The 26,101-nt window shown below is 42.0% G+C and carries 20 protein-coding genes; 12 read left to right on the top strand and 8 right to left on the bottom strand.

The features are described 5' to 3' along the window. Positions 1-387 precede the first annotated feature (387 nt). Positions 388-1,779, top strand: coding sequence for a hypothetical protein (locus LC608_RS02790; RefSeq protein WP_229552053.1), 1,392 nt, complete (start codon positions 388-390; stop codon positions 1,777-1,779). A gap of 247 nt (positions 1,780-2,026) precedes the next feature. Here LC608_RS02790 and LC608_RS02785 read toward each other — a convergent pair whose 3' ends face one another. Next, positions 2,027-3,037, bottom strand: coding sequence for a chemotaxis protein CheB (locus tag LC608_RS02785; protein WP_229552052.1), 1,011 nt, complete (start codon positions 3,035-3,037; stop codon positions 2,027-2,029). A gap of 29 nt (positions 3,038-3,066) precedes the next feature. On the opposite strand from LC608_RS02785, the gene LC608_RS02780 reads away from it, so the two are divergent. After that, positions 3,067-3,639, top strand: a complete 573-nt coding sequence (locus LC608_RS02780; protein WP_229552051.1) for a M10 family metallopeptidase C-terminal domain-containing protein — start codon at positions 3,067-3,069, stop codon at positions 3,637-3,639. 556 nt (positions 3,640-4,195) lie between these two features. Here LC608_RS02780 and LC608_RS02775 read toward each other — a convergent pair. Then, the gene (locus LC608_RS02775; protein WP_229552050.1) at positions 4,196-4,387 is read right to left on the bottom strand and encodes a hypothetical protein; all 192 of its coding nucleotides are present in this window, start codon (positions 4,385-4,387) and stop codon (positions 4,196-4,198) included. A 61-nt stretch (positions 4,388-4,448) separates the two neighbouring features. On the opposite strand from LC608_RS02775, the gene LC608_RS02770 reads away from it, so the two are divergent. The 6 genes from LC608_RS02770 to LC608_RS02745 all read left to right on the top strand — a co-directional run bounded on the left by LC608_RS02770 (position 4,449) and on the right by LC608_RS02745 (position 14,788). Beyond that, complete coding sequence (locus LC608_RS02770; protein WP_229552049.1) at positions 4,449-5,633, top strand: transposase; 1,185 nt, start codon at positions 4,449-4,451, stop codon at positions 5,631-5,633. A 187-nt stretch (positions 5,634-5,820) separates the two neighbouring features. Continuing rightward, positions 5,821-6,582, top strand: a complete 762-nt coding sequence (locus tag LC608_RS02765; RefSeq protein ID WP_229552048.1) for a sucrose-phosphate phosphatase — start codon at positions 5,821-5,823, stop codon at positions 6,580-6,582. Beyond that, positions 6,579-7,211, top strand: coding sequence for a Holliday junction branch migration protein RuvA (ruvA, locus tag LC608_RS02760; RefSeq protein ID WP_229552047.1), 633 nt, complete (start codon positions 6,579-6,581; stop codon positions 7,209-7,211). The genes LC608_RS02765 and ruvA overlap by 4 nt, the downstream gene beginning before the upstream one ends. Before the next feature lie 83 nt (positions 7,212-7,294). Next, positions 7,295-8,473: an 8-amino-7-oxononanoate synthase gene (bioF, locus tag LC608_RS02755; RefSeq protein ID WP_229552046.1), complete on the top strand. Its 1,179-nt coding sequence runs from the start codon at positions 7,295-7,297 to the stop codon at positions 8,471-8,473. Between the two features lie 478 nt (positions 8,474-8,951). Continuing rightward, the gene (locus LC608_RS02750; RefSeq protein WP_229552045.1) at positions 8,952-9,263 is read left to right on the top strand and encodes a hypothetical protein; all 312 of its coding nucleotides are present in this window, start codon (positions 8,952-8,954) and stop codon (positions 9,261-9,263) included. Positions 9,264-9,748: 485 nt separating this feature from the next. After that, a complete protein-coding gene (locus tag LC608_RS02745) occupies positions 9,749-14,788 on the top strand; it encodes a PAS domain S-box protein (protein WP_229552044.1) in 5,040 nt (1,679 codons plus the stop codon). Between the two features lie 89 nt (positions 14,789-14,877). On the opposite strand, the gene LC608_RS02740 is transcribed toward LC608_RS02745, so the two are convergent. Beyond that, positions 14,878-15,486: a hypothetical protein gene (locus LC608_RS02740; protein WP_229552043.1), complete on the bottom strand. Its 609-nt coding sequence runs from the start codon at positions 15,484-15,486 to the stop codon at positions 14,878-14,880. A 169-nt stretch (positions 15,487-15,655) separates the two neighbouring features. Beyond that, a complete protein-coding gene (locus LC608_RS02735; RefSeq protein ID WP_229552042.1) occupies positions 15,656-16,243 on the bottom strand; it encodes a thylakoid membrane photosystem I accumulation factor in 588 nt (195 codons plus the stop codon). A gap of 126 nt (positions 16,244-16,369) precedes the next feature. On the opposite strand from LC608_RS02735, the gene LC608_RS02730 reads away from it, so the two are divergent. The 3 genes from LC608_RS02730 (at position 16,370) to LC608_RS02720 (ending at position 18,831) form a co-directional block, all read left to right on the top strand. After that, positions 16,370-16,540 (top strand): hypothetical protein, encoded by a 171-nt coding sequence (locus LC608_RS02730; protein WP_229552041.1) that lies wholly within the window; start codon positions 16,370-16,372, stop codon positions 16,538-16,540. Positions 16,541-16,618: 78 nt separating this feature from the next. Further along, positions 16,619-17,956: a Mur ligase family protein gene (locus LC608_RS02725; protein WP_229552040.1), complete on the top strand. Its 1,338-nt coding sequence runs from the start codon at positions 16,619-16,621 to the stop codon at positions 17,954-17,956. Between the two features lie 65 nt (positions 17,957-18,021). Beyond that, on the top strand, positions 18,022-18,831 hold the full coding sequence (locus LC608_RS02720) for a type 1 glutamine amidotransferase (RefSeq protein ID WP_229552039.1): 810 nt from the start codon (positions 18,022-18,024) through the stop codon (positions 18,829-18,831). 501 nt (positions 18,832-19,332) lie between these two features. On the opposite strand, the gene hetF is transcribed toward LC608_RS02720, so the two are convergent. Next, positions 19,333-21,864, bottom strand: a complete 2,532-nt coding sequence (gene hetF / locus LC608_RS02715; RefSeq protein WP_229552038.1) for a cell division protein HetF — start codon at positions 21,862-21,864, stop codon at positions 19,333-19,335. Positions 21,865-23,170: 1,306 nt separating this feature from the next. Continuing rightward, positions 23,171-23,323: a hypothetical protein gene (locus tag LC608_RS02710; protein ID WP_229552037.1), complete on the bottom strand. Its 153-nt coding sequence runs from the start codon at positions 23,321-23,323 to the stop codon at positions 23,171-23,173. A gap of 190 nt (positions 23,324-23,513) precedes the next feature. Here LC608_RS02710 and LC608_RS02705 point away from each other — a divergent pair, with 190 nt between their 5' ends. After that, positions 23,514-23,837 (top strand): thioredoxin family protein, encoded by a 324-nt coding sequence (locus LC608_RS02705; protein ID WP_118170230.1) that lies wholly within the window; start codon positions 23,514-23,516, stop codon positions 23,835-23,837. Here LC608_RS02705 and LC608_RS02700 read toward each other — a convergent pair. Both LC608_RS02700 and LC608_RS02695 read right to left on the bottom strand, forming a co-directional pair. After that, the gene (locus LC608_RS02700) at positions 23,834-24,058 is read right to left on the bottom strand and encodes a hypothetical protein (protein ID WP_109008009.1); all 225 of its coding nucleotides are present in this window, start codon (positions 24,056-24,058) and stop codon (positions 23,834-23,836) included. The genes LC608_RS02705 and LC608_RS02700 overlap by 4 nt on opposite strands. Before the next feature lie 132 nt (positions 24,059-24,190). After that, the gene (locus tag LC608_RS02695) at positions 24,191-26,044 is read right to left on the bottom strand and encodes a S8 family peptidase (RefSeq protein WP_229552036.1); all 1,854 of its coding nucleotides are present in this window, start codon (positions 26,042-26,044) and stop codon (positions 24,191-24,193) included. Positions 26,045-26,101 lie beyond the last annotated feature (57 nt).

The following is a 26,101-nucleotide window of genomic DNA, read 5'->3' as shown; positions in this document are numbered from 1 at the left end:
TCTATCACAGGCTACGCCTACACAACTTCTCCCTTGTGTGATACAATTGTACTATAAAAAATATCCGGTGAGTATGCAACGCAAATACCAGGCGATGCCTAAAGTTTGTAGTAAATAAACGCGATATTAGCTAGTACGGCACGGCGTAAATAGAGCAACCATTTAAAATCCCTAAAGAGCTTATTCCATAATACTTTTGACTTTTGACTTTTGATTTTTGACTTCCGCCTTGCGGTACTAGTTCGTGAATGCAATCATGAACACACAATAGTTTGATATATGCCAAATTTAGTATTTTGGCATCAATTTATTGTCTGTTTTCCCTTCAATTTTCCACGATTTAACAGGCTTTAAAAGATTCTTGACCTTTATATGGAAGGTAGCAATATGACGAATAATAAAATTTCTCTGGTAGAACTAATCCAAATTTTTGCACAATATCGCAACAATATCATCGTCAATATCAAGCACCTGCAAGAACATTATCAAAGGACAGGTATCAAGCGCGTTAAAGGTGTGAGAAACGAAAATGGGGAACTGCTTCAGCCTTGGTTGCGAACAGAAAATATAGACAATGCTGAGTATGTTGGTATGGGCGAGTTTCAGTTTAATCGCAATACTGCTACTATCAATATGCTTATCAAACGTAAAGTCAAACTTGCCAAATTTGAAGACCAAACCCCCACTATTGAGGTAGCAGGTTTACTAGTAAATGACCTCAATAGCTTTAATAATTACACAATTGTTAGCGACGGCAAAATAAACGTCAAGTCCTTACAAGTCAAAATCAGCAGTAAAAAAGCCTTTGATTTGCTCAAAGAAAAGGGTGTGTTGGATGCAGAAGATTTTGACTTTCGTTTTGAATATACCATTCAGTTAGATAACTTGCCACTTGTAGCTGCTAATAGTCATTACAGCAGTATTGATGGACTATTCAATGAACTCGCAGAGATTAAAGTACTTACTAGTATTATTTCTGCTCACTTGAAAAAAGAGTCAGATGTATTTGTAGCAGGACAATTAGATGAGTTTAAAAAGCACTATCTATCCAAGAACATTTATATCAATTTCCCTACAACTAATGAATACACAGACATCCATGAAGCTTTAGCTAATGGTACTCTTGAGGCAAAATTAAGCTATAAAATTGACATCGGCAGTCAAGATATTCTGAATCTGAGTAAGTTACCTTCTGCTAACAAGTTTCTAAGTAAGATGTATCGTATTTATGACAAAGAGACTGGAGAAATTATCATCAAGCCTAGTTTTGAGATGGCATTTAATAACAATCTCGCTGTTAGGCACAGACTACTGTCATCACGCACCAAAATTACGAAAGTTGATGATTTTATGAAACCAATTTTTGATGATTTTCTTGGGCTTGAGCAAAATGGCATAGTCGGAGCTATTCTTAAGAAAGTTGGTGCTGATAGTTTGGCGCAGTTATTGCAGCATAAACAAGCTGATAAGCAGATTAGCAAAGAGGAAATAATTGCAGTTTTGATGGCAGCAAATACCAAGTTAGAAGAATATGTAGCGAATATCTACCAAGACAAGATATCTCCCTTAGTATTTTACATTGGTTGTAATGGAGTATTGCCAGAAGAAATGAACGTAAAACCCATGACTGCTGAAGAAACTGCTGCTAAATACCCAAATTTGCAATTCTCTAAAGATGAGCAAGAAGGTACTTTTTTTGCAGTTGGTGATAGTATTATCAGCATCTATGCCAAGACTGAATATTACAGTAAAAAGGTGGCTATCCTAAATCCTTCGTGAACAACAAGAACCCCAACTTATCAAAAAAGCCGGGGTTCTAGAGTTTTCAATTATCTAATCAGCGCTGCCCCTTTATATTGTGGTTTCTCTTTCTTTTTCACTACCCCAACTCACATAAGGCGTATATTAAAATTTTCTCAATATCTTGTGGGTTAGGCATCTTGCCTGCTTTGATTATGCAATTTTAATGCCGTAGACATCGCCTTTCAAACATCCAAGCTAATACAATCCACGCAGATACACACCTTCAACCAACATCTGTGTTTGTATTGTCTTTTAATAGCACTTCTCGAATAATGGCGGAGCGCTCAAAAGCAGAGTGCGCCTCCTCTTTGAATCTTTGTGCTGCCAATGGTAGGTTGCGAGCCTCCATCCTTGAAGCCATGCGATGTGATAAAGAAGCTTTCTCTTCCAATGCCCTCAAAGCGATCCATAGCGCATCCTCTATGCCATCAGATTGGCTGGCCAGCAAAGTTTCTGCTGAATAAGCATGACCCGTGCGACACCGAAAGCGCAACAAATTTCCCTCTTCGACTTCCCAGAGAATACCACCGCAGTCAGGACAGCCAAAGGTTGATGGTTTACCAGGTCGATCGCTTTCATTTTCTACTGCTTCTAAATTCAATTGTGCTATTTCAGTTTCAAACTCCATTTTGCTAGGTATGGGGTTTTCTGCTTCTATTTCCATTGGCATATTAACTAAACCTACCAAAATAGAAGGAATATCTGAAAGTGGCACTATATGGTCAATATCGTCTACATTATTGATCGCATTACGTGGCATATCAGGAAACAAAGCATCGTCGGGATTTTGGACAATTGCCATACCGCCCCGCATTTTTACAGCCATTAGTCCTGCCGTGCCGTCGTCAAGCATACCTGTTAGTAGCACAGCAATCACTCGCTGCCCATAGGTTCGCGCTGCACTGCGAAACAATGGATCAATGGCGGGACGACAACGGTTTTCTTTTGCTCCCCGCGTCAAACGCAAATATCCTTCTTCTACGAGTAAGTGGTAGTCAGGAGGAGCGACATAAATCCAACCATGAACAATAGCTTCGCCGTCCTGAGCGTGAGACACTGGCAAGTTGCCAGCGCGACTTAATATTTTTGGCAGAACACTTGTGCCGTGACTGGACACATGAAGAACTATAATCACAGCAGCATTGAGGTTGGGCGGCAAATTCTTGACTAGATAAGTCAGCGCCTCAACTCCACCGGCTGATGTTCCAACGAGGATAATATTGTATTCCAGCATTAATGTAACGATTTCACTACTATAGCAGTGTGGGCAACAAAAGCACATTTACTACCACTACTGAGAATAACGCAGCCAAAGAATTTGCTCACCTAGCTTTGAGAGGATTTATTATTCATTTGAGGAATAAGCCTTTGGACGAATATCACGAAATGCAATTTCGCGTCTCTAAAAGGGTTTTAAAATTACACAAAATTATTTTCATCCACGATTATGCAACGCCTATTTTCTTTAGGCATTGCCAAGAAACAGGGCTATGGCAAAAAATTATATTTTTAAATGGGGGTTCTGGTAGCGACACACTCGTTGGCGGTGCTGGGAACAACACACTCACAGGTGATGCAGGTGCTGATACATTTGTCTTCAACTTCAGGTCTGAAGGCATTGACATCATCAAAGACTTCAGCTACTTGCACGACAAAATTCAGATTTCTACAATTGGGTTTGGCGCTACTTCCACTAACGAGTTCAGTTATAACCGCAACACTGGTGCTTTGTCCTTCCAGGGAACCCAATTCGCCACTCTTGAGAACAAGCCTAATTTCATACCCCGTCTTGATATTGAGCTTGTCTCTGAGGGTCTAACCTCTTCAATTAGCTAAAAACAGTACAATTTTTTGTGAAGATTAAAAAATCAATTAAGCGATCGCCATTCCGTTAAGAGTCGTCAATCACTTCTAAATAGCGCTCAAGTGCCGATAGGGTCTTATGCCCCCTTATTGATTGGATGTGACGCAGAAGTATACCGCCATCGCATCTCTACATTGTTTTCAATCCTACGTCTGTGTAGACATCGCTCAAATTTAAACATTAGTTGTCAAAGTTCGAACGTTTGCAGCTAATGCTCTTCCATATATAAGAAACCCTTAAGCATTTGCAGCAAATGTATAATTCTTTGTTGCAAACGCTTAATACTTTGCAACAAATGCTCTTCCATATATAAGAAACCCTTAAGCATTTGCAGCAAATGTATAATTCTTTGTTGCAAACGCTTAATACTTTGCAACAAATGCTCTTCCATGTATAAGAAACGTTTAAGCATTTGCAACAATCGTTGTAATGAACTTATAAGGAAGGCAGGCTGAAAACCCTTGGGGAACAGGCGCTGTGCGCCGTATTCCGTACTTCAGGCAAGGGATGAAAGCCGCATTAAGGCGTTTACGCCTTTGTGACGCAATATTTTCTAATCATCTCCTCTAAATACTCACTAGCACTGATGCCGTTTTTTATAGCTGATTCTTGCACAGAATGCCAAGCGGTATCTGTGAGCATAACACCTCTTTTCTTTTTTGCTTCATCATACAAAACAGGTGTATTTTTTACTCTTTTCTTACCTTTTCCTGTTGACATAATTAGAACATTCACCTATATTAAACAAGGTATTATAGGCAAAGTGAGGGGGTGAGTCAAGTTGCTAGTTCTAGAGTATAAAGTTAAAGCTAAAAAACTTCAATATTTAGCAATCGAAGAAGCTATTAAAACTACTCAATTCATTAGAAATAAGTGTTTGAGGTATTGGATGGACGCGACAAGAGAAGCTAAAATTGATAGATTTGCACTCAACAAGTATTCAACAGAGCTACGCAACGAATTTAAATTTGTGGCTAACTTAAACTCAATGGCTGTACAATCATCAGCCGAAAGAGCATGGTTAGCAATATCAAGGTTTTACGAGAATTGTAAAAAGAAAGCATCAGGTAAAAAAGGGTATCCCAGATTTAAACATGACAACCGCTCGGTTGAGTATAAAACATCAGGATGGGTGCTAAACCCAATAAAAAGACGCATTACCATTACTGATAAAAAAGGTATTGGTGAGTTGAAATTGTTAGGTAAGTGGGATATTCAAACATACCCTGTTAAGTCAATCAAGCGTGTTAGATTGGTACGTCGTGCTGATGGCTATTATTGTCAATTTTGTATTGATGTTGAAGTTTCAGCTATTCAACCATTGACAAAGAATGAAATCGGTTTAGATGTTGGAATTGAGAGCTTTTACACTGATTCCAACGGGCATCAAGAAGCTAACCCGAAGTTTTTGAGGAAAGCTGATAAATCCGTTAAACACTCTCAAAGACGCATTTACAAAAAGAAAAAAGGTTCATCAGGACGTAAAAAAGCTAGAGCTATATTTGCCAGAAAACACCTAAGAATAAGTAGGCAACGGAATGAACACGCTAAGAGAATAGCGCGTAACGTGTGCAAGTCTAACGACTTAGTAGCCTATGAAAACTTAAGCGTGCGTAACTTACTCAGAAACCATTGTTTGGCTAAGTCAATTGCTGACACTAGCTGGTATTTGTTTAGGCAGTGGATTGAGTACTTTGCTGGCAAATTTGGACGGGTAGCTATTGCTGTAGCACCACATTACACATCACAAAAATGTTCAAACTGTGGTGTAATCGTTAAAAAATCCCTATCAACTCGCACCCATGTTTGTAGTTGTGGTTGCAAATTGCATAGAGACGAAAACGCAGCAATTAACATTTTGAATCTTGCTTCTGAAGCTAGGGATGGGCAATCCCGAAGTAACGCTGTAGGACTCGTAACCTCTACTCTTTTAGGCGAAAGCCTATTAGAGCAAGTAACGAGGTAGATTACAGAATCCCCGCTCCTAAAGGAGCGGGGAGTGTCAATACGTGAAATATAACAGCAAAGGCAGTTTTTGCAGGAGTATTTCTCCTGTATATCTCCTGGCTGATTTTTTTATTAAAGCAGACTACATCTATGCTTTCTTTAAATAAGTGCAAATTTGATGTTAAAGCAAAGCATAAGAGATGATTATGGCTAAATTCCTTTTTGTAACAGATTTGGATGACACCCTCGTGTATCGCACAGTGGGCGATGACAGCGCCTTAGCAGAACTAAATCAACTGCTGAGTCAACATCGCCAAGAATACGGTACGAAAATTGTTTATTCTACTGGGCGATCGCCTGTACTTTACAAAGAACTCCAAGCTCAAAAAAATCTTTTGGAACCCGATGCCCTCGTTCTTTCTGTGGGTACAGAAATTTACTTAGATGGTAGTGATATTCCAGACTCGGATTGGTCAGAAATCCTCTCTCCGGGATGGGAACGGGAAACTGTATTATCTATTACCCAGGAATACCGTGAGTTAGTTCGGCAACCAGATTCAGAACAGCGTCCGTTTAAAGTGAGTTTTTTCTTAGAACAAGATGCATCTGCAAATTTTTTACCACAACTTGAAGCGGAGTTGCAGAAATATAAATTAAATGTAAAGTTAATCTACAGTAGCGGTATTGACCTTGACATTGTACCCCATAGCAGCGATAAAGGTCAGGCAATGCAGTTTTTACGTCAGAAGTGGAAATTTGCAGCAGAACAAACAGTTGTCTGTGGTGATTCAGGTAATGATATTGCTTTATTTGCTGTAGGCAACGCACGGGGAATCATTGTGGGGAATGCCCGCAAAGAGTTACTCCAATGGCACAATGAGCATCCCTCTGAACACCGCTACCTGGCTTCATGTTTTTGTGCAGGTGGAATTATTGAAGGCTTAAATTATTTTGGTCTCTTGTTATGATTAGTTATCTAAAAGGTATAGTCGCTGGTATCCAAACAATTGGCGCTAATCGCGTGATTCTGACTCTGGAAGTGAATGGCTTGGGGTATGATTTGCAAGTTCCTCAACGGCTAGCAAACCACTTACCAGAGTCAGGAGGAGTGGCACAAATTTTTACCCATTTGCAAATTCGTGAAGAAGTGCCCTTTCTATATGGCTTTGCTTCGCCAGCCGAACGCGATTTATTTCGTCACTTACTGACTGTTACTGGTATTGGTGCAGCCTTAGCGATCGCACTCTTGGACACTCTGGAACTACCAGATTTAGTCCAAGCAATTATCGCCGGCAATACGCAAATCTTAATTCAGGCTCCTGGTGTCGGTAAGAAAATCGCTGAACGCATCTGTTTGGAACTGAAAAGCAAATTAGTAGAGTGGCGCAAATCAGCCGGGTTCTTCGTCGCCACAGGTGGGCCAGCACCAGGAATTCTCGAAGAGGTACAAATGACCCTCTTCGCCTTGGGATATACTGCCCATGAGGTCAGTCACGCCCTGCATGTGGTAAGTGAAGACATCGGACTACCCAAAGATGCCTATGTCGAAGATTGGATTAAACAAGCGATCGCTCATCTCAGTAGCGAACAAGTTTAATTGTTATTAGTCATTGGTCATTAGTCATTTGTCATTAGTTATTCTCCCCCTGCCCCCTGCCTCCCCTGCCTCCCCTACTCCCCATGCCCACCGATCCTTATGCTTGGCTAGAACATTCCTTAGCAACGATTCATCGGGCTGACTGGTATCGTTCGGTACAACCTATCAATGGTCGTCCGGGTGCAACGGTGGTTTTAGCTGGGCAAGAGGTAATTAATTTTGCCAGCAATGACTATTTAGGATTGGCTGGGGATGAGCGGTTGATGGCAGCCGCAACTGCTGCGATCGCAGAATTTGGCACTGGTAGTACTGGTTCTAGATTACTCAGTGGGCATCGGGATTTACACAGGGGATTAGAGGAAGCGATCGCATCTACCAAACAAACAGAAGATGCCTTGGTATTTAGTTCCGGGTATCTAGCCAATTTGGGCACAATTACCGCCCTTGTAGGCAAGCGTGATTTAATTTTATCTGACCAATACAATCATTCCAGTCTGAAAAATGGAGCGATTCTTAGCGGTGCAGTATTTGTGGAATACCCACACTGTGATATAGCAGTCTTAAAAACTCAGTTGAGTCAACAGCGACAAAACTACCGACGCTGTTTGATTCTTACTGATACTGTCTTCAGCATGGATGGCGATTTATGTCCGTTGCCAGCACTGTTGGCGATCGCTGATGAATTTAACTGTATGCTGCTAGTTGATGAAGCTCATGCCACTGGGGTACTAGGAAAAACTGGTGCTGGGTGTGTCGAACATTTTGGATGTACAGGAAAGCAGTTAATCCAAGTTGGGACTTTGAGTAAAGCTTTGGGTAGTTTAGGCGGGTATGTAGCAGGAAGTAACGCCCTAATTGATTTCTTACGGAACCGCGCACCCACTTGGATTTACACAACTGGACTTTCACCGGCTGATACGGCGGCGGCCTTAGCAGCAATTAAGATAGTCCAACAAGAACCGCAACGCCGTGCCCAATTGTGGCAAAATGTACATCACCTAAAAAATTTGCTGCAAGAATTACCTAATCTAAAATTATTAGCTTCGGAATCACCTATACTATGTTTTCAATTGTCCAGTGCGACAGATGCCCTTAAAGCTGGAAACCAGCTAAGAGATGCTGGCATTTTTGCCCCAGCAATTCGTCCTCCAACAGTGCCCACAAGTCGGATTAGAATATCTTTAATGGCAACTCATAAAGCAACACATATAAAAAAATTGGTAGCAGTGCTAAAGGATGTCAATTACAGCGAATTTTATTAAGTCATATAGGAATCGTATTTGACTTTTGAAATTATCTACGTGGGCAGCGAATAGGGAATAAGGAATAAGGAATTAGGCTTTTCGAGTTGTACCAAGCTTTTTCAGAAATCAATTATTAATCCTATAGTAGGTTGGGATTAATTGAAGATGCTTTTATTTATGCCCATCTACTTATATGGGCATTGTGTCCCACCAAAAGTATTTGAAGCTGACTCAATATAACCAAAAATCTTTAGTCTACTTCAGTAGATTTTAGCTGAAAGCCAAAGAACTTTAGTTCCAGGCGGTTGAAAGCCTTCAATTAAGTTATTTATAGGCTTTTGTTGGCACTAGTGAGCGATGCTAAACCCATAGGAAATATGTAGTTTACTACCTACTTAAAATTTTATATTTTTGTCAGTTCATAAGCAAAAGTAAGATAAAATACTTTGAGAATTTAAGATATTGCATTAATTTATGAATCTATTTTAGGAAAGTTTTGCCAACAAGCTGCAATTTAGAACTTTTATGGGAACCGACTGATTACATTGGGAATAACTCTCCTAATGGCTGTCCCACAAGTTCTGCTGGTAAGGTTATTTCTAGTATAACTATCTTCCAAAATGGCATCGACTCTTTAGACAAGATTTTTGGAGCTAATGATAACTTGCTTTTTGCTACGCCGATTGAGTTTCGCCGAGTCAACTCTATTCCTGAACCCTCTTTTACATTAGGAATACTAGCTCTAGGTGTCTGGGGTACGAGCAAAACAATTTCAAGCAAACACAAACAGAAATTGATACTCAAATAAGAGTCTCTGGCTGACTGTGATTTATTGAAACCAGAAAACATATATAGCAATCCGATACCGAAGCGGTAGCGAGTCAGACGCTCCTGCGTCGCTACCGCTGCGCTATCGAGCGTCTTTGATTTCTGAATCACTCGTAGAGGTAAGGGACTGGGAAGAAGGAATAAAGGTGTACTGAGTTTTGTTCAAAAATCAAATATGAGTTTTATAGGATATTTAAAATCATCTTTATTTTGACATTTTTTATAAACTTGGCTAACAGCATTTCTTGGGATTGAGTATTTATCAGCAGCAACCCAATGTTATAGATATAGAAGATTGTAATAAATTCTGGCTTTACATACTATATTATCGGGTAATTAACCTCTTACAAAAGAAGTTTTCTAAATAAATAAAAATCTATCTGGAGGTAAATTCCTAAAAATTGCAAACTAGCTTAGGTTGTATAGAGCCTTTGCAATAAGTATTGGTTATTCCAAAACATTTTCATGCCCCATATTCGTTATTCCGAGTTACTGCGTTATGGCATTGTTGTATTAATTGTCGCACTTGCATTAGTGCTGATGTTGATGCTAGACCCCTGGTTAAGCATGAGGGGAACTCCTTTCTTGCTGTTTTTTAGCGCTGTAATGGTGAGTGCTTGGTATGGTGGTTTGAAATCAGGGCTGTTAGCAACCGGCTTATCTGCGTTACTGAGCGATTACTTCTTTCTCCCCCCAGTTGATGATCTGAGTTTTGACTTATCCAATTTTCTGCGAATTGGGTTGTTTGGATTACAAGGATTGCTCTTTAGTATCTTATGTGAGGGATTAAGGACTGCTAAAAGTCGGTCTGATGGAAATCTTCAAAAGCTGAGAGTTTGTGAGGAGCGATTTCGATTAGGGTTAAGTAGTTCAGATATCGTGGTATTTCAGCAGGATCGCAATTTACGATATCAGTGGATTCATAATCCTCAAAGTCTAAACAACACTACTGAGGAAATGCTGGGTAAGTCTGATGATGAATTATTTCCAGCCTTAGTAGCAGAGCAATTGAGGGCAATTAAGCAGAAGGTACTAGAAACTGGTATTTCAGCCCGTGAAGAGGTTTATCTGACAATTGGTGGAGAAAACCGTTACTACGATTTGCTGGTTGAACCGTTAAGGGATGTAGACAATAGCATTCAGGGTATTACTTGTGTAGGTGTAAATATTACTGAGCGCAAGCAGGCAGAACTAGACAAAGCCAAGTTGCACGAAGAACTTCAGCAAGCGATTCAGCAAAAAGACGAATCTCTAGCGTTACTCAATGCTTGGGTTACTAGTTCACCAGTGGGGCTGGCTTTTCTTGATACTGAACTTCGCTATATTCATGCAAATGAAGCGTTGGCAGCTATCAATGGTGTACTACAAAGTCAACATATTGGTCGCACCTTTAGAGAAGTATTACCGGAATGGGCGGCGCAAATTGAGCCTGTTTTTCAGCAAGTGATGCAAACTAGGCAGCCCTTACTCAACCAGGAAATGAGCGGTGAAACCTATCCTGCTGGAGTATATCGTTATGGTCTTGTCAGTTATTATCCGGTGTGTTTACCGGATGGGCAGTTATTAGGAGTAGGCATTAGCTCAATTGATATTACTCAACTGAAACAAAGTGAGCAAGCACTGCAAGAAAGCGAAGCGAAGTTTCGCAGTGTGGTTGAGTCAAACATGATTGGTATTGGCTTCTGGGATAGAGATGGTGGGATTATAGAAGCGAACGATGCCTTGCTGAATATGGTGGGTTATTCTCGTGAAGAATTACTTGCCGGCACATTTCGTTGGCAAGACCTAACTCCTAAAGAATACGTGCCACTCGATAAGCAAGCACTAACTCAATTTCAAGACAATTCCTTTTGCACCCCCTTTGAAAAAGAATATATTCGTAAAAATGGCTCACGCTTCCCAATTTTGATAGGTGGTAGCCGCTTTGAAGGAACTGTAGATAGAGGAGCTTTTTTTGTTCTTGATATTACAGAGCGCAAGCAGGCTGAAGAAAGACTCCGCTATATCGCCCAAATTAGTAGTTTACTCTCTACTTCGCTAGATTATGAAGAAACTTTAGAACAGATCGCTAAAATCTCAGTTCTCCAGCTTGCCGATTGGTGTAGCGTTGATATTTTAAATGAAGATGGTTCCATTCGCCGCCTACCCATTGCCCATGCAGACCCATCGAAAGCGGAGTTAGCGCGTAAACTTCAGGAGTATGCCACAGATTACAAAGGTGCAAGTGCAATTAGTAGAGTACTGCAAACCGGGCAAAGCGAATTAATCTCAGAGATACCTGACTCGCTGTTAATGGCAGCTACTCAGAATCAAGAACACTTAGAACTTGTTCGGCAATTGGGGATGAAGTCTGTGATGATTGTGCCGTTAATCGCACAAGGGCGAGTCCTCGCAACTATTACCTTTGTCAGCGCAGAATCAGGCCGTCGCTACGATCGCACTGACCTAACTTTAGCAACAGATATTAGCCATCGGGCTGCCTTAGCAGTGGAAAATGCCCGGCTTTATCGAGATATCCACCAGGCTTTAATTCATTATGCGGAATCTCTATCTCTTCTAGATGCGCTCTTAGGTGCTGCTCCCGTTGGTGTATGCTTTTTCGATCGGGAACTGCGATATATCCGAATTAATCAAGTTTTCGCTGACATTAATGGTTTGACCATAGAAGAACATCTAGGACGTAAATTTGGGGAAGTGTTGCCAGCAATGGCCGCTGAGTTTGAGCCACGGTTACAGCGCGTGTTGGATACTGGAGAACCCCTGCTGAATGTAGAAATCAGTGGAAACACAAGGGAACAACCAGAACGTTATGCCTACTGGCTGGGCAACTATTACCCAGTCAACAACACGATGGGGGAAACAGTAGGAATTGGGATTATTTTGGCAGATGTGACAGCAGCAAAGCAAACAGAAGTTGCCTTACGAGAAAGCGAAGAAAGGTTCCGGGCAATGTTCAATCAAGCATCTGTCGGTATTACTTTAATAGCTTTGGATGGACGATTTATTCAGGCTAATCCTGCCCTATGTGAAATTACTGGATACAGCCATGAAGAGTTAATCCAGTTAAACTTTCAGGAAATTACCCACCCTGACGATTTAGAAATTGATTGGGAAAATGCTCGGCGAGTTTTAGCAAAAGAAATTAGTGGTTATTCCCTAGAAAAGCGCTACATCCGCAAAGATGGTTCCATTGTTTGGGTAAATCTAACTTCATCAGTAGTTTGGGATGAGAACGGACAACCAAAGTATGCATTGGGCATTATTGAAGATATTAGTGAACGCAAACGAGTTGAAACTACACAAAAGTTTTTAGTTGAAGCCAGCACTTTACTAGCTGCCTCCTTGGATTATGAAGTCACCTTAGAAAGTGTGGCTAATCTAGCAGTTCCTACCCTAGCTGACTGGTGTATTGTAGATGTTTTCCAGAAAGATTGGTCAAGTAAACAAATTGCGATCGCAATTGCCGATCCCGCAAAACAAAGTATTTTAGAGGAAATCCGACGGCGTTATCCACCCAAAACCAAAACAAAACAGCTTGTAGAGCAGCTAGCATTGGGAATCTCTATCTTTTATCCCCAATTATCTGACTACAATTTTGTCCAGATGGCTCAAAATGAGGAACATCTGCAATTGCTGCGAAGCCTGGGTATTCGTTCTTTAATGGTGATTCCAGTTCGTTCCCGTGGGCAATTATTTGGAGCGATCTCTTTTTTTACAGCCGAGTCAGGTAGGCAGTATCAACAGACAGATTTGGCTTTAGCAGAAGATATTGCTCGTCGGGCGGCAATAGCGATCGACAATGCCAGACTCTACCAGGAAACTGAACGGTCTGTCAATCGCACCATACTTTTGCAAAGAATAACTGCTGCCTTCTCGGAAGCCTTAACTCCCCAACAGGTAGCCGATGTAGTGGTGAACCAAGGCATTGCCGCCTTGGAAGCTACTGGTGGTTCCGTTGTCTTACTTACTGAGGGAGGTACTACCCTAAAAGTTGTGCAAGCAATTGGCTATCCGCAAACACTTATAAATACTTGGGCAAATTTTCCCATCACTGCACCTAACCAAATAGCAGAAACAGTCAGAACTGGGCAGCCGGTTTTTTTAGAAAATTTAGCAGCCATGATTGCTAGATATCCCGACTTAGTAGATATTGTGACTGTTATAGCGAATAATGCCTGGGCTTCTATTCCCCTGGTAGCAGAAGGTAAAGTAATTGGGGCTTTGGGATTCAGCTTTACTATTGGACAAATATTTAATGAAGAAGACCGGGGATTTATGTTGACACTGGGACAGCAGTGTGCCCAAGCGATCGTCCGCGCTCAACTTTACGAAGCCGAAAAAACTGCCAGGGCACAAGCCGAGACAGCCAATCGGATTAAGGATGAATTTCTCGCTGTCCTTTCCCATGAACTTAGAACTCCTCTAAATCCGATTTTAGGATGGGCGAAGTTACTTAGAACCCGCAAGTTCGACGAAGCCACGAGAATCCGGGCATTGGAAACAATCGAGCGTAATGCCAAATTACAAACCCAACTTATTGGAGATTTACTTGATGTTTCGCGGATTTTACAAGGTAAAGTCAGGTTAAATCTTTATGCAGTGGATTTGAAAGTAGCGATCGCAGCTGCACTAGAAACGGTGCGTTTAGCAGCAGAAGCCAAATCAATTGAAATAAAAACGGTGCTAAGTAATGATATCGGCAAAGTTTTGGGTGATGGCGATCGCTTGCAACAAGTAATGTGGAATCTCCTCTCCAATGCCGTTAAATTCACACCCACAGAAGGACGAGTAGAAGTGCGTCTAGAGCAAGTTGGGTTAGAAGCCCAAATTCAGGTGATTGATACAGGTAAGGGAATCATGCTGGAATTTTTGCCCTACGTATTTGATTACTTCCGACAAGCAGATGCCAAGACAACCAGGATATTTGGCGGGCTGGGATTGGGACTAGCAATTGTGCGTCATCTAGTAGAACTTCACGGTGGTACAGTTCAGGCAGATAGTCTGGGAGAAGGAAAAGGAGCTACATTTACAGTCAGACTACCTTTGCTGAAAAATTCTGAGTTGCGAGTCAGTAGTGATGAGGCTTCTCAACCAGAACTAAGTACTGACGACACATTACTTGCTGGAGTCCAAATCCTGCTTGTGGACGATCAACCAGATGTGCGAGAGTTTTTTAGCTTTGCGCTAGAACAATATGGCGCGACTGTAACAGTAGCTGAATCAGCAAGTGAAGCACTGGAAATACTAGTGCAATCAAAGCCAGATATTTTGTTAAGCGATATTGGAATGCCCTTGATGGATGGCTATATGCTGCTGCGCGAGGTGAGAAAATTACCGCCAGAGCAAGGTGGGCAAATTCCCGCGATCGCATTGACAGCTTATGCTGGAGAAATCAACTACAACCAAGCAATAGCAGCAGGATTTCAAAAACACCTACCGAAACCCGTCGATCCAGCAGATTTAGCTAGTGCGATCGTTAATCTCATCGCTCAAAATCAACCTTAAGCAGGCAAGAGGGCTTGTTCAAAAAAGAGGAAAAGGAGCAAATTCTTCTAGTATCTTTTCCCCCTGCCCCCTGCCCCCTGTCTCTTCACTCAACCAATAGGTCGATTACCAGGATTGACTGCATGAATATATTCACTACCCGATTGCGGTCTTCCTCGTTTATAACAAGCTTCTTCTGGTTTACCCCATCCTAGCTGCAAAATTATTTCCAAAAAGTTAGAATTTTCCCACTTGCACAAACTTGCCCATTCTGTTATTTGAACAATTCTCTCTACATCAGATGTGACAATTTTTTGGTACTGTTTATTATTATTGAAGCTCAAATATAAATCCATCCCCATAGAGACTTCATACCAAAATTCTACGATAGAATTTTTAGCAGTTTTTAATATCTCTAAGTCACTGGCGAGGGCTATTAACTCACTATCTACTTCCGGATAGTTCAAGTTTTTACCTTTGACTGTTACCTCCCGCCAAATAATACCTGAAACTTGGTTTTCCCTCTGATATTCATGAATTGCAGCTTTGAAATCTTGATAGGCAGTGAACTGTTGCAGCCCATCATTCATGAGAAACTGGTCAATTACAGGATTGCCAGAGACTGGTATTTCTAATTTTAGGCGTTTTCCCTTGAGGCAGGCTTGGCGTTCGGCTGCCAAAATTTGAATTAGCTCCTGGGTCGTGTAAACCTTTGACATTAGAATACACTCTAGTTAATCATTGGGCATTGATTACGGACTATAGACTATGGATTAATTTACTGAATTGTTAACACAGATATTTCAATATTATGCTTTGACATCGACGGCAATGTAGTAACAGATATCACTAAAAATTAGGGCAGACCAATTTGGTCTACCCCATAAGTTATTTAGCTAACTCACTACTAAACTCATTAAAGGCTCGCCGTTTTAGCTGTGCTGTTTCAGTACGTGGTACTAAATCAAAGATTTTACGAAATTGATCGTCTATATCTTCAAAAGCTACTTGACCTTTTTTATTTAAAACGACTTCACCTGATTTATTAAACACCACGACTTGAGGAACAGCGCCAGAATAGTAATATCCTGCTTCTGTAGGGTCATAGGTCTGTTTAAGCGGGATAGCATCTACACTAATAGGCATAATTTCTGCTACCCGGCCATAGAATTCCTGTACCCGTGAAATGGAAATGGCATATCTTTTGGAATCGCTGCTGTCATCCAAATAAAAGGCCAAAAATATGGGTTTATGTTCCGCTAAAGCCTGTGCCAGTGTCTGTCTGGGAGGAACTAATGAACCATTTCCAGCGTAAACGACAAAAATGTTGCCATCATATAAATCATTATTAAGACCAGCATGTGCAGGTTGCATACTTATAATGAAAAGACTTGCAAGCAACAACAGGCATTTGGACAACCACCTTTGCCAGCCAGTAATTTGTTTATGTAAAAAAAGAAACTTTGTGCTATTCATCAAAAGGAACCTTGCAAGCTACTACTTGTCGTGAGTTTGTGCTGAATTCGGCAAACTGGGCTGGATATGTAACTACGCCCGCGCACTACTTTTTAAGATAACGCCTACTGAGATTATCTCTCGTAAGTGGATGATGGAGATAAACGGAGTTTTGAGGTGGATGAATCCAGTTCTGAGGCGGATGAACGAAGTTCTGAGGCGGATGAATCCAGTTCCGAGGTGGATGAACTAGATTTTAACTCTCCCCTGCCCCCTGATTTCCTGCAACTTGATTTTAAGGCTGGCTTTTTCAGCTAGGATTCGCTAAACTCACGCATATTAAATTTGCAATTAAATATTTTCAATTAGCAACTGCCAGAAGACTAGGATACCGATGTGGGAAGCAAAATACAATTCATAGATAGGCTGCGATTGGGTTTCGCGGTGTCAGTGGCAAAAAGTGTGACGTTTATAGTGCGATCGCTCCGTCTGGGTGCTGCTAGTGTATTACCAGGCTCGATTGCTCGTCGCATTGAACCTCGACTTTTACAATTATTGAGTCAGCAAGTTAAAAACGGGGTGATTTTAATTGCTGGTACTAACGGCAAAACCACTACAGCCCTGCTTTTATGCACAATACTAGAACGCAAGGGTTTTCGCGTCACTCATAATTCTACAGGTGCAAATCTGGAAAATGGCTTGATGACGGCGCTTTTAGAAAGCACCAACTTACTAGGTACGTTAAATACTGATTATGCCATTTTGGAAGTTGATGAAAATATTGTACCAAGAGTATTAGCACCACTCCAGCCACGAATTATTCTCTGTTTAAACTTGTTCCGCGACCAACTCGATAGGTACGGCGAAGTAGACACAATTAGTAAGCGTTGGACAAAAGTTATTTCTACGCTACCACCAGAAACAGTGGTAATTCCTAATGCCGACGACCCAACTTTATCTAACCTTGGTCAGCAGTTACCCCAACGGGTGTTATTCTTTGGCTTGAATGAACCAGAACATTATTTAGAAGCAATTCCTCACGCCGTTGATTCTATTTATTGTCCCAAGTGTGGACATTCTCTAGATTACAAAGGTGTTTATTTGTCTCATTTAGGAGATTTTACTTGTCCCAAGTGTGGTTTTAGTAAAAGTAAACCGACTTTAGAAAGTAGTGAATGGTCGCAAATTCTAGTTGGTTTGTACAACAAATATAATACTTTAGCTGCTGCTACTGCGGCTATTGAGTTAGGAGTTGACGAAGTAACAATCAGAGATACTATTAATACCTTTCAAGCTGCCTTTGGCCGTGCGGAAGATTTAGTAATTAACGGTAAACGAGTGCGAATATTGTTATCAAAAAATCCTGTAGGAACGAATGAAACCATTCGCGTAGTTACTCAAAGCACAGATAAAACCACACTGCTAGTATTGAACGATCGCACACCCGATGGTACTGATGTATCCTGGATTTGGGACGTGGATACCGAGAAATTAGTCGAACGCGGCGGGACTTTAGTAGTGAGTGGCGATCGCGTCTACGATATGGCACTACGTCTACGTTACAGCCAAAAGTCCCATCAGAGTAACTTAAATTTAATTGTGGAAGAAGATTTACGACAAGCGATCGCTACTGCATTAGAGCATACACCAGAGAATGAAACTTTGCATATTCTCCCCACCTACTCAGCCATGTTAGAAGTGCGAGAAGTTCTGACTGGTCGTAAAATTCTTTAAATTTGTCATTTGTCATTTGTTATTCTCCCCCAGTCCCCAGTCTCCAGTCCCCAGTCCCTAAATTTATGAGTTCTCAAAATTTGGAATTAACAATAGGTTGGCTTTATCCGACGCTGATGAGTACCTATGGCGATCGCGGTAATGTAATCACTATAGAACGTCGCGCCGAGTGGCGGGGATACGATGTTAAAGTGTTACCTTTAGATCAAAATGCCACAGCCGCAGATATTAAAACTGTAGATGTAATCGTTGGTGGTGGCGCACAAGACCGTCAGCAAGAAATTGTCATGCGTGATTTGCAAGGTGCGAAAGCTGACGCGATGCGCGAAAAAATCGAAAATGGAACACCAGGAGTCTTTACTTGTGGTTCACCCCAATTACTGGGACATTATTATGAACCAGGCTTAGGACAACGGATTGATGGTTTGGGAATACTCGATTTAGTTTCTGTGCATCCTGGTGAAAATACTAAGCGCTGTATTGGTAACTTGGTAATTGAAGTGACAGCTTCACGCCTAGCGCAAGATTTAAAAGAGATGACGGGTAGCACACCATATTTGGTAGGCTTTGAAAATCACGGCGGACGCACCAAGTTGGGAAAAGTGGAAGCATTGGGGCGAGTGGTGTACGGTTTGGGAAATAATGGTGAAGATGGGACAGAAGGGGCATTTTATCAGAATGCGATCGCTACTTATTCTCACGGCCCTTTGTTACCGAAAAATCCCTTTGTCGCTGATTGGTTAATTCAAACAGCGCTGCGGCTAAAGTATCAGCAACAAATTACCTTAGAACCTTTTGACGATAGCCTCGCTATACAAGCACGAGAAGCGATGTTTAAGCGGTTGAAAGTGAGTTTACCAAGTGCTGTGGCATAAAGTTTAACTTTTCGTATTTTTCTCGTTCCCTGACTTTCACAGGGAACGCAATTCCCCGGTTTCGCATGGTAAGGTGTGACAAACGCCCCAAACTCAGCCTTGAGTTCATGTTTCCTCGTTAACAACGACAAACCCCACACCGCAACTAGTCGCCGCCTCTGCTAACCGAGTATCAAGAGTTGCTAACGGCAATTGTAAGCGCAACGCTAATTACTAAATAAGCTGCGTCATAACCCTCTTTTGTCACTCTCGGAAAACAATAATCGAAGCTTAATTCTGAAACTTTGATTTGATAACGCTTTAAGCTTTTATTTTCTAACAGTAACTAAAATTTGTAGCTAAAATCTGAAAATTAAAGCTCCGAAAGGCTTTCAGCGATTGGCTTCTCCCAAAGTGACAAAAGAGGGATAAGCTGCTAAAGCTTCCTGTCGTGCTAGCTTCAAGGTTGCATCCAACGCCTTTGGCCTTGAAGATATGGTAATTTAATCAACACCACACATCTTACTGTTCTTCACCTTTCTCTTGAAGAAGCGATCGCCAATCTTCAATCGCCTTCTCCGTCCACAGCCAATTTTTAGCTAATTTATCTACCTGAAAATTTACTGGATCAGACTTAATTACCAATTGTCGCAACTTGATCGCTTCCTTCAAATATTGTGTCTGCTTACCACTAGATTGACTCAGTGCAGATTTATACAGTCCGAGAGCTAAACCAGCATAAGAAGTTAAAGCATCTTGAGGTACTGCTGTCTTTGTAGATGTTGAGTCTGTGTTCTGCTCTTTGAGAGCTAAATTCAAAGCCTTGAACCAAGAATCATTACCTCGATTTAGATCGCCTTCAGTGTAGTAAGCAAATCCCAAGGCGTTATTATACAAAAGCGATTCTGGGTTAGCTTTTGCAGCAATTTCCCAGTAACGGCGGGCATCATCGACGCTATAGTTATTGTTTCCGACTTGGATAGACTGCCACGCTAATCGTCCCTTGTAAAAGTTTACCGATGGATCGTCAGCTTGTTTACTTGAAATCAGTTTCAGAGCAGTTTCAGCCGCAGTCAGTGCGCCACGATTGAGTAGTTCTTCTACAGCCAATAACCCACTTTGCAAGTCGCCCTGGCTCAACTTTTCTGTAGCCGTGGCGGTGACAATTCCAGTCTCTGCTGCCTCTAAGTCGATATTTTGCTGCTTTTTAATGGGTAAAGACTGGGTAGGAATTACTGGGATGTTAGGCAGAATTGGCTGCTGGGTTCTATTTTGCCACCACCAATTTAAACCGATCGCAGCTACTAACGCACTGATCCCCACAATACCCACAATCGGCCACATCTGGCGGCGACGGGTACGAGATGCTGGTAGGGCTGGTTGCGATACCTGCGGCTGGCTACGCCTACGCAAAAAATCAGTAGAATTTTGCCAATTTCCTTCCAAGTTTCCAGGAGTTGGAGGCGGCGGTGTTGGGGCTTCTCCCCACAAATCTGCTTCCTCTTGCGAAGAAGTCATTTCTTCTGAAACGTGGCTTTGCTCAAGACTATTTTCTGAAATTTGTTGATCCAGTTGAGTTGGAGCTGTTTGGTTATCTAGCTGACGAAATAAATCCGAAACTATAGCACAATCTTCTGCATAGCTTGGGTCATCATACTCAATTTCATCAACAAGATCGCCCCAAGTATCTTCACTTAGCCAGTCCAACCCAGAATCACGCGCCAAACCAGAAGGAATCATATCTTCCATTCCTAAAGGCATCTCGCTATCGTCTGCCATAGCAGAGTACATCGTAGAAGTTGCCCCTAAAGGCGAATTATACTGATTGGGCTTTGCATCCGATAACTCAGTTTCCTGGCTCAGAAAACCGTCAAATTCTGGCTGGAGATATAAAATCGGTAATGCCCAGTACATCTGGTGAGAACCATAAGCAGAAATTAATCCTTGGCGTACCCGACTGACGCACAAATCTACTGGATATCCCTGACTCAAGTTGCGGTAAAACAATTGTGTAAGCGTCAACGCCACTTCATCAGGAATCCGTTCTGACATCGCCAAAACGCTTCTAATTCCGCGCTTCACCAGACTTTCTGCCAGATTTCGTTCGCCAGTATCTCCAGAGGGATCGGATGCTGCTGTGTACGCCCCCAAGCAGGAGTTAAACACTGCCATTTGGATATTATTGTTGACGAGCAAACCAGCCAGATCGTCCCCAGTTAATATTTCTGTTAAGCCAGTTCTGCGACTAGCAAGATAAATTTCTCCGCCATTGGAACCTAAGTTACTATGACCAGAGTAGTGGAGTACATGGTATCTGCCTTGTTCTAGAGCTTGCGTCAGTTCTTCCCGCCCTGGTTGATCTAATACAGTGAGTTCAATTTCTGGGAAATGATTGCTATTTTCAGCAATTCGTGGTATACGATGAAGCTCTGCTTGCAGTTTGATAGCTTCCTGTTTTTGTAAGTCAAGGCGGACTTGATCTGAGGGGGAAGCAATTACCATCAATACTCTTACACCACCTTGTTGTAGTGGTGTGGGCATATTTTGTGTAGGCGTAGCCCCCCGCAGCGATCGCAAGGGCGAAACTCCCAAAATTCCACTTTGGAAGCGAGAAAAAGCGACATAAGGCCCGGTAGCTAGAGGGCGATCGCCAGCGTGCATCACTTCCCAAGGCAGACGAGCTAATCTAGTGTCTTTTAGCCCCAACCGTAAGCGAAGTACTTGTTGATGGTTCTGGGCAATACCTTGGGCAGTAATCCAACTATCCCTAAGAGTGCCTTGAAATAGGGCGTTATAAAATTGTTGACCCAAGACCACTAAATTAACAGAGTTTCTGGCGATATCGCTTTCGTCCCCACCAGAGGCGAATGCATCTCCTTGCAACACCGACTTCAACGGATCATTCATTAAATGCCCAGCAGTTGTTAACCAATCAACCACAGGCCAAGTCACCAATTCTTCTGCCAATGGCACTCCAGGCGCGACTTGTTCCGTCCGCACCAAGTAGTCATTTCGCCCTACAGGAGTTACCGAAATGTGGAATTCCTGGGTCACAGTTTCTCCTGTTTGCCTCCTAAATCTGGTTTGAAACGCGAAAGTTTCAAGTCGATTTTTCGCTCCCTCTGATAACTTAGATGCATCCCACCCCTGAATGTTTCTGAATTCTAGTTGTTTTGCTTTTTCTGCCTTTACAACTTTATCCGGATCGGATTACTTGCGGCTAGAACATTTAATTGGTAGATGCACCTTGATCTTCAACTCCCCTAGTTGGCTAAAACCCACTGGGGGTTTTTTTCAATTTTGGCAAACAACAGCAACTTCTGACGCAGATATTCTCTACCAGAAAATAGTGCTTAACCCTAGAATACTTGATTAGTAGATGGGATATCCCTTGATCTTTAACTCCCTTAATTCAATTAATATCCACTCTTATTTTTTTGACACAAGAAAAGAATCAATTTTCTCAGAAATTTATCCGGAGCATGGTGGTTAAACCTAGAACATTTAATTGGTAGATGCACCCTGATAACTAACTCCCCTGGTTGGCTAACACCCACTGGGGGGTTTTTTTATGAAGGAAGTAAGCACAAAACTTACGCACTAAAAGCTTGAAACCTATATCTAAATGAGCTTACGCCAGTTGCTTCTCCTGTTCAAAGACGTTTTTGCTAGCAAGCTTTAAGAGTCGGGGAACCCTTTCAGTAGTTCCTACGCTACACATTCCTACGTTGCTACCGTTACGCTAAAAGCAAGCTACTAGCTCCTCTGCAAAAGGGGAAACTCTAAGAGCTAACTTTTTCAGGGATTCGAGGATCTCTTGTGCGTAAGCTCTAAAGCAGCAATCATGCTTGACATACCCATTATTTAATTGGCAAATTAGTCCTGATAACTAACCCCTCTGAGGTTTTTCTTTGATAAACAAACAGTAATAAATTCAACCTCTGCTAATTTATCCGGTAGCGACCCATTTACTGTAGAAAAGATTATTGGTAGATGCACCCTGATAACTCACTCCCCTAGTTGGCTAACACCCACTGGGGGTTTTTTCTAGTTGCGACGCCAAATAGCCCGTCGTAGACATTGCCATCAACCCGATTTTGACTATTTTCTCCGGAAGATACTGGCTGCTCCTAGAAAAGATTAATGGTAGATGCACCCTGATAACTCACTCCCTAGTTAGGTTAACACCAACTGGGGTTTTTTTATTTTAATAAATAACTAACCTTTGTACAAATCTATCCGGAGTATGGTGTTCAACCTGAGAACATTTAATTGGTAGATGCACCCTGATAACTAACTCCCCTGGTTGGCTAACACCCACTGGGGGTTTTTTTTGGCTTAGATGCCTAGCGGCTTGTCGTTAAACACCGCCTACATAACTGTAGTGCATTACTCTACTTGTTGCTACTGCTGGTAGACCTTGAGTATCGCGATCGCACAATCCCTGAATCGCTTTCTTTTTATTATGAGCTAGAGATGGCATACCAAAATGATTGCTATGATATTTAATCATATTCTTAATTTTTTTTCTACATTTTGACCCTTACTCCCAAAAAATGGCCCTCTCTACTACAAGCAGGGAAGGAGAAAAATTTACTGGTTTAGGGTTTCACTGTTAGGTTGCCAAGAATGACCAGCTATATGGTAATATTTCATGGCATTATGCTAAAAAACTTTGCCTAAAATCAAAGAGTCCCCAACCCATGAGTTTAGCTGTAATTAAGTTCTCTTCAGAAGAGTGCGGCATCTGCCACAAAATGTCTTTTTATGACAAAAAGGTGGCTGAAGAACTGGGTTTAGAATTTATCGATGTAAAAATGCAGGATACGGCTGCTTACCGCAAGTATCGCAAGATTTTATTAACTCAGTATCCCGATAAATCAGAAATGGGATGGCCTACTTACATCATCTGCAATTCTCCAGAAGGAGAATTTCAGATTGTGGGTGAAGTAAAAGGAGGTCATCCCAAAGGGGAGTTTAGAAGCCGTCTTCAAGAGGTTCTAAATTCCCCAGCTAGTCAAAACTAAATTACCTCAAAAGATTTAACCTCTAGGACAGGGCCAATCATGGCAGCTGTCATGATATCTTCACGCACCTGTCCTTTAACTTTTGCTTTTTGTCCGGCTTTGAGTAAGTCTTTATCAGCCCCTCTGAGGATTTCGTAAGTAACGCCCTCTTCTGTAACTAACGCCCATGCGCCTGTGCCAATATCACGGCGTTCGATTGTACCTGTAAGTGTAATGCTCATAAATAGTGCTGAGTGAGGAGTTAGGAGTGAGGAGTTAGGAGTGAGGAGTTAGGAGTTAGGAGTGAGGAGTTAGGAGTGAGGAGTTATAAAAATTTATTCTCCATTCCCCATTCCCAATTCCCTGCTTTGCATTTATGCTATTTTTTCTTCGTTTTTCAATGCTAAACGAGTAAGTCCATAACAGATTAGGGCATTGGCGATGAGGAAGAGGCGTGCTAAGTGACCACTTCCCAAACCCATAACTGCTGGATCGAAAAACGCACTTACTGTCAAGCACGCTGCTACACCTAAGGTTGAACCAATGGCAAACCATCTCCAACTAGGATGTCCCAGCAGCAATGCCATTAACACAATGGGAATCAGTACGCTAGCAAATAAAGGGTTCAATGCATCGGTTCCCTGGAGAGTATTTCCTAGTTCGGGAATTGAACTGCCCAAAACCCGGAAAGGCCATTGGGGAAGATCAAAAATATAGATTCCTTTGAGGAAGAATAACCCGGAACTGCCAGCGATTAGTCCACTAGATAAAGACCAACTCCAAGTGAAGGGGAAGTAAACCCGTAAAAACCAAGCCAGCAGATAGGAACCAACTACCATTAAAACTTTGGGTAACAGTGCTACTGCACCACCATCAATCCAAAAGCCGGGGTTAAGATAGCCGTTATCTCGTAACCATCGAAAGAAATCTGGAAAACTGATTTGTCCACTAAAGGCTAGTTTGACTGCTGCTTCTGCATTGAGTTGTCCAGCGCCATAATAGTTCAAACCATCATCTTGGATAACTCGGGCTGACTGTTTGAGGACTTTTAAGATTTCATCTGGTTCTTTGATGCCAGCAGCTTTGATTAATGCCGCAACACCAGCAACGTGGGGAGCAGCCATGCTTGTACCCTGGAAGCCCAGAAATACCGCTTCGCCGTTATCGTCGATAGTTTCTTGGAGAATCTTACCAGCTTCACTACCACCAGGAGCAGAGATATCTACCCCAGCACCAAAGTTAGAATAGGGCGCTCTTTCACCATCTGGGCCAGTTGCGGAAACGCCGATGACGTAAGGATAGCGGGCTGGATAGCTTGCCCCATTGGTGTTTTCATTTCCGGCTGCGGCAATGATAACTACGCCTTTTCTATGGGCATACTCGATCGCTTCTTTCATCAACTGACTTTCACCGCCACCGCCTAAGCTCATATTAATCACATCTGCGCCTTTATCAGCAGCAAATTTAATCGCTTCGGCAATATCGGCTACAGTACCGCCACCATAAGAACTGAGTACCTTCAAGGGCATCAGGCTGGCTTCATAGGCAATTCCAGCTACGCCATATTTGTTATTTGTGGCTTGGGCTATAGTTCCGGCAACATGGGTACCGTGACCATTATCGTCTGTGGCTTCTTCTCGGTCGTTAACGAAATCATAGCCTTTGACGAATTTTGTCTCATATAAGTCGCGCACCTTAGTAATCCCGGTGTCAATTACTGCAACTGTGATGCCACTGCCTTTAGTTTGACTCCATGCGCCTTCAATGCCGATTTTGTGCAAGTTCCACTGCTTGCTGTAATATTGGTCATTAGGGCCAGTTAATGAGGGGCTTGTCTCATCATCATCTTCTTGGGGTCTCAAAAATTCTCCCAGCCAAGCTGCTTTACCGGGTTGTGGAATCTTGTTGTAGATATAGTTTGGTTCAATGAATTCTGTAGCTTGGGCAAACTGAGATTTTTTCAGTTCTTTGAGCCGTTGACGATCGCCCTTGATAATATAAACATTATCTTTTTTGGAAAACTTGTTGTCTAATTGGGGTGTAACGTTGTATTGTTTGGCGATCGCTTGCAGATCCTGTTCCACCACAAGTGATGGAATATCTTCCCGAAAATCAAGCAAAATCGTCTCAAACTCTCCTTTAGCTGCCAATCCCTGGAAATTCAGGAAACCAAATATGGCAGATCCTAGCCCAATGACAAACAAGCACAATAATATAAGTTTTCTCATATTAACTCATCACCGCTTTTTGCCAGTTTGCTCACTACCATAACTTATCTCCATCCT

This window comes from Nostoc sp. XA010 (genome assembly GCF_020829625.1).
In the GTDB taxonomy this organism is placed as follows: Bacteria; Cyanobacteriota; Cyanobacteriia; order Cyanobacteriales; family Nostocaceae; genus Nostoc.
This window is presented reverse-complemented; position numbering and strand designations above follow the sequence as displayed.